This window comes from Microcoleus sp. B4-C1, assembly GCF_036705285.1.
In the GTDB taxonomy this organism is placed as follows: Bacteria; Cyanobacteriota; Cyanobacteriia; order Cyanobacteriales; family Microcoleaceae; genus Microcoleus.
In genome coordinates this window covers 1-6,107 of the sequence record NZ_JAUBUC010000126.1, presented here as the reverse complement: position 1 = coordinate 6,107, position 6,107 = coordinate 1, and the positions used below count along the sequence as shown (strand labels likewise).

2 protein-coding genes are annotated in these 6,107 nt (G+C 48.1%); one reads left to right on the top strand and one right to left on the bottom strand.

Going from position 1 to position 6,107, the window contains the following annotated elements; genetic code table 11:
* Positions 1-25 precede the first annotated feature (25 nt).
* Entirely contained in the window at positions 26-4,021 is a 3,996-nt protein-coding gene (locus tag QUB26_RS29200) for a cobaltochelatase subunit CobN (protein WP_333320813.1), read from the bottom strand.
* Between the two features lie 218 nt (positions 4,022-4,239).
* Between QUB26_RS29200 and cobJ the strand changes: the two genes are divergently transcribed.
* Entirely contained in the window at positions 4,240-6,036 is a 1,797-nt protein-coding gene (gene cobJ / locus QUB26_RS29195) for a precorrin-3B C(17)-methyltransferase (RefSeq protein ID WP_333320811.1), read from the top strand.
* The last annotated feature ends 71 nt before the right edge of the window (positions 6,037-6,107 follow it).

Below are 6,107 nucleotides of genomic sequence, written 5' to 3'. Positions count from 1 at the left end.
CCTAGGAACCAGTTAACTAAAAAAACTACACTGTCACCCCTTCAATCTTCTCATCAGTTAACTCGTACAACTCGCGCAACTGCTGCAACTTATCCGCATCCGGCAGCCAAAAACCTCGCCCGTTAGCCTCCAACATTCTGCCGACAATATTGCGAAAAGCTTCAGGATTGGCCTCCCGCAACTTCTTCGCCATCTCTTCATCCAAAGCATAAGTATCAGCCGCCTGATCGTAAACCCAACTATCAGTAAAATCAGCCGTTCCGCCCCAACCAATTAACGCCGTCATGCGCTGCGAAATTTCATAAGCGCCGCCAGAACCTTGATTTGCCATCGCGTTAGCCCACTTAGGATTTAGCAACTTAGTTCGATATTCCAAGCGCAGCAAATCTTCTAAATTGCGCGGAGTGGTATCCTGAGAAAAACTTTCTACAAAACTCGTGTTAACCTTTTTGCCGCGTTGCTTTTCTGCGGCTTTCTTCAAACCGCCAGTATTCGCATAATACTCTTGAATATCAGTCAAACCATATTCAACCGAATCAATTTCTTGAATTATGCGATCGCACCCTTGCAACAACTGAGTCAAAACCTCCGGCCTCGCTTCCCCCTTATCCTTCCTCCCGTAACTAAAAACATTGCGACTTTCCCAAGTTTTCCCCAACTCATCCCCCGATTCCCAACTACCATCAACAACCCTATCGTTAACCAAAGAACCAAAATCCCCAGCCGGATTAGAAAACAACCTGGCCGAATAATTTTGCACACCTTTTGCCTGTAAAATTAAAGCGTGTTTGCGAATAAAATTCTCCGATTCCGGTTCATCAGCATCCGCTGCCCGCACGAACAAATCATCCAACAATTCAATAATATTCACAAAGCTATCACGGAAAATACCCGAAAGATTTCCCAACACATCAATCCGGGGATGACCGACATCAGCTAACGGTTTTAATTCATAGCGAACAATGCGGCCAGTACCTTCTTTTAGAGGTTCAGCCCCCACCAATTCCAGCAGAATTCCAATAGATTCGCCCCGCGTTTTAATCGCATCCAAACCCCACAACATCACCGCCACAGTCTCAGGATAATTCCCCTGTTCCTTAAGGTGCTTATCAATAATTTTCCGAGCAATTTCGCGGCCTCTTTCATAAGCCGCCGGAGAAGGCATCCGATAAGGATCTAAAGCGTGAATATTCCGACCAGTTGGCAATACCCCAGCCCCATCCCGCAACAAATCCCCACCCGGTGCAGGCAGAATATATTCCCCATTCAAACCCCGCAAAAGATTAGTCAACTCATCCGTAGTTTGCAACAACAAATCCCGCACCAACAAACCCTCCTCAAAAACCCCATCAAACCCCTCTTGTGGCACAGGCATCTTGCCTGTGCTGGTTTGTGGCACAGGCATCTTGCCTGTGCTGGTTTGTGGCACAGGCATCTTGCCTGTGCTGGTTTGTGGCACAGGCATCTTGCCTGTGCTGGTTTGCAAAACAATTGTTTGCACCTGTTCCTGTGATAACCTCTCCCCAAAATAAGCCTCAAGATAAGAGGTCATTTCCTCAGAATTAGGCGGTTCCCCAAGAACGTGCAAACCCGAAGAAAACAAGCGACATTCCACCACCTGTAAATACTCGTAAAGCTTCACCAAATAGCGGTTAAAAGCATCAGCACTGAACATTCCCACATTCTCAAAACTAAAAGCAATACCCAACTTTCGAGCCTCATCAAACGGACAATCAGCCTCCAAACCGCTATCTAAAACTTTCTTACAAATAGCCTCTTTCAGCACATAATTTTTTGCAGGATCTTCCCGATATTCCGCAATCAAATCCCGCAAAGCCACCAATTCCTTGTACAAGCCCGCGCGGCCGTAGGGCGGCACGTTGTGAGAAATCAAAACACCGTAACCGCGCCGTTTTGCTAACATCGATTCCGAGGGATTGTTCGCGGCATAGATATAAAGATTCGGCAAACTTCCCAACAGAATATCCGACCAAGAATAGCCAGTATTTCCCAGAGGAGATCCCGGCAACCATTCAACAGTGCCGTGCATTCCGAAGTGAACCACAGCATCAGCTTGCAAATCATTTTGCAGCCACTTGTAAAAAGCAGCATATTGAGGGTGAGGCGTCAAATCGCGATCGAACATCAAGCGCATCGGATCGCCCGAAATTCCCAGCGGCGGCTGCAAACCTATCCAAACATTCCCCAGTTGAATGCCACCGATTTGGAACTCGTCGCCGTCTGTCTTAATCCCAGTACCAGTCAGAGATTTCCACTGTTTTTCGATGCGGCTTGTTAACAGATAGCCCAGCCATCTTTCTAAAGTTTTGACATTAACAGTCTCTTTTGTGGTACGGGCATCTTGCCCGTCACAAGTAGCTTCATCCGCTTCTTTCACCCTGCGAATTAACTCCTCACCGTCAGCCGGAATTTCTCCAACTGTATAACCTGCTGCTTGAAGTTTGTGCAGGAAATTTAGCAGCGATTTCGGTACATTTAATAAAGCAGCCGTACCCGCCGCCCCGTAACCCGGAGGAAACCCGTAGAGAATAATCGCAATTTTCCTTTCAGAGGGCGGAGTTTGGCCTAGTTTCACCCAATTGTTAATTCTACTTGTCAGGCGTTTCGCGCGATCGGGCACCAGATAAATATCCTCACCCACCAAACCGCCGAGGGGAACAGGATCGATCGCACCATCCAACTCAGGCAAAGCATACAATACCACACTTTGCAAACCTCCAATCCCCTGACGAGTCCAAGAATGGATATCCTGAATCAGCAGAGGTGCGGACACAAAATAAGGTACATTTTTAGCAGTTAAAATCCGCTTAGCAACTTCCACCTGCCTTCCACCCTCCATCGAACCAGCAGGCCCGCCAACCAAAGGAAAGCCAATAGTAGAAACAATCGCATCAACTTCCACAGCATCTTTAGAAAGCGAAAGAGTTTCAATATTGCCTTGTTTTCGCCGCGCAGTTTCATCAGCAGTCGTCATCCAATCCCGCACCGCCACATGGCCTTCAACGCCATTGATAAAAATCGGCAAAGGCACAATTCCCGCCGCTTCAAAATAGCGAATCAATTGAGGAATATAAGGCTGCTTAGTGATAACGTGCTTGCGGTAAAGCAAGATGCCCACAACAGGGGATTTTCCTCCCTCCGATTTTTGAGACCAATTGGTCTCAAATTTTGTGGAACGGGCATCTTGCCCGTTAGAAACCCGGTCTAAATTTTCAGACAAATTAGTCTCAAATTTTGTGGAACGGGCATCTTGCCCGTTATAAGCCTTTCTATCAAGATGTCTAGCCTCTTTGGAACGGGCTTCTTGCCCGCCCCTAGCACTTTGATTACCGAGATACCAATCCAAATATTGGCGAGGCGATTCAAAATAACCGTTATAATCTGGATGCAATAAACCCATATTGGGAGTTTCCACAGGTGGCGGAATTTCTGCAACTTTCAGCCCCAAATATTTTTCGGCAATAATCCAAAACATCGAGACAACATTATCCGCACCGCCCGCATTCCAGTAACCATAAATAATCAGCCAGTTACGCAAATCTTGCACTTTTTGCACTGGCACATATTTTAATAACTTCGGCCCAATCTTCAAAAAGCTGATATAACCAGCCAGCTTATCTTCTTCTCGCCCGTTGCTGAACTTATCCAGAATAAACTTAACAGGCTTCGGCATTCCCTTCGGCTTGTCGCCAATTTTAAAAGCGCCGATTTGAGTAAGACTCATCAATTCCAAAGCCGACTCAAAAACCAGGCGAATCGGAATATTCTGCACCCTTTCCCGCAGCCACATTACCGCATCGTAATCAAACAGCAAACTCCCGAAAAATACATCAGCATTCGAGAGGGCGGCTGCTACAGCATCGGGTTCGTCTGCGAGGGCGCGATCGCTAAAAACCCGTACTTCCAATCCCTGACACCCAGAAACAGCCAACTCGGCAGCTTTGCGGTACAAATCAGCATTAAAAGATTCAAACCCTGCAATTAAGACAATGCGTTTCACAGCCAAACCTCGAAATATTTATTGATTGTAGCCTGTTTTAATTAGGTTATATTATATTAGATAGCATCCTCGGTGGGGGTGGGGCGGGTTTAGTAGATTTCTGGTGTTGTATTGCAGACCTTGGCGAACCCGCCCCTACATTACCAATTATCAATTATCAATTCCTAATTTCCGTCGCAACTCTCATAAAATCTAAAATCTAAAATCTAAAATCTAAAATGGTTCGAGTTCCTCCCGCAATAGTTATCTTAGGTCAAAACAGCCTGCCGATCGCCAAAAAAATCTCCGCACATTTCCCCGGTTCCCAGATTTACGGTTTAATCGATCGCACTTCCAACACAGACATCAACTTTAGCAACTTCGGCGAAACATTGCGGGAATTGTTTGCAACAGAAACCCCAATCATCGGCATCTGCGCCGCCGGAATAATCATCCGCACCCTCGCCCCGCTGCTGTCAGACAAACGCGCCGAACCGCCAGTTTTAGCCGTCGCAGAAGACGGAAGCGCCGTCGTACCGCTGCTGGGCGGTTTGCACGGCGTTAATGATTTGGCCAGAGAGATTGCAGCAGCCCTCGGCGTACAACCTGCAATTACCACAACCGGAGATATCCGGTTTCGCACCGCGCTGCTGAGTCCTCCCCAAGGCTATTATTTAGCGAATCCAGAGGACGCGAAGACTTTTATTTCAAATTTGCTCGCCGGGGCAAAAGTACGCCTAGAAGGGGCTGCAAGCTGGCTTTCCGAGAGCAATTTGCCGTTAGCGAAGCCCGCCCCTACGGGGGCTACGCCAACGAAGAGGATCGCCCCCGACGCAAAATTGACTATCCGCGTCACCGAAAAAGCAATTGCGCCAACGCCAGATTGTTTAGTTTACCATCCGCAAATTGTGGCAGTTGCACTCACAAATCTATCGAATATTGAGCCGGAAATAGCAATTTCATTAGTCCAGCAAGTCTTGGAAAATGCAGGTTTAGCAGCAGCTTCTGTTGCGGGATTTTTTGCATTAAAAGACGAGATGGGAAATCCGGCACTTGAAGCAGTTTCACAATATTTTAAAGTCCCCGTCCGTTTTTTCAATCTATCCGAACTTGTCGAATTAGACTCAATTGAATTTATCGAAAATAATGTCGCACAAATTGCCCTGACAGCAGCCGGTGCAAACAGTCACTTAATCGAATGCGATCGCCCAAACGCAGTGAATTGCGCGATCGCCCTGGCCGCCCAACCCTTTGATGCTAGGGCGATCGGCATTAGCCGCGGCAAACTGGCGATCGTCGGTACGGGCCCCGGAGGCGCGCCCTGGATGTCCCCGGAGGTTAAGGAAATTCTGCGCGAGGCCACGGATTGGGTGGGTTACAAATTTTATCTCGACTTAGCTGGAACCTTGCGGGAAGGGCAAAAGCGGCACGATTCCGACAACCGCGAAGAGATCGATCGCGCGCGTTTTGCCCTAGATTTAGCAGCATCCGGCAAATCTGTAGCTGTGGTTTCGTCGGGAGATCCGGGTATTTTTGCGATGGCTGCGGCGGTGTTTGAGGCGATCGACTTTGATGCCAAACCCGAATGGCAAGGCATCGATATTCGGGTGGCACCGGGCATTTCAGCCATGCAGGCGGCCGCTGCTGCGATCGGAGCACCCCTCGGACACGATTTTTGCGTGATTTCGCTTTCGGATATTCTCAAGCCTTGGGAGGTCATTGAACAGCGGATTTCTGCTGCTGCGATCGCAGATTTCGCGATCGCATTTTACAATCCGATCTCGAAACAGCGGATTTGGCAACTCGCAAGGGCGATCGAGATTTTGTTGCAAAGTCGCGATGCTAAAACCCCCGTCGTACTAGGGCGAAACCTCGGCCGGCCCGGTCAATCTGTGCGGGTTTGCACCCTCGGCGAATTCCAGCCCCAAGACGCTGACATGAGAACTTTAGTGATTGTCGGTTCCAGTCAGACTCGGATTATTCCCCGCAAATATGGAGATGTTTGGGTTTACACGCCGCGCAGGTACGAAAAATAAGGATCGCGAATTAAATAACTTACAATTTTAATTGTTATTGTGGGATGGGCGTCCCGCCCGTCCAAAAAGGA

Bases quoted from the DNA above. Each gene is read 5' to 3' on its own strand.
- cobJ (WP_333320811.1), top strand. From the start codon at position 4,240: ATGGTTCGAGTTCCTCCCGCAATAGTTATCTTAGGTCAAAACAGCCTG.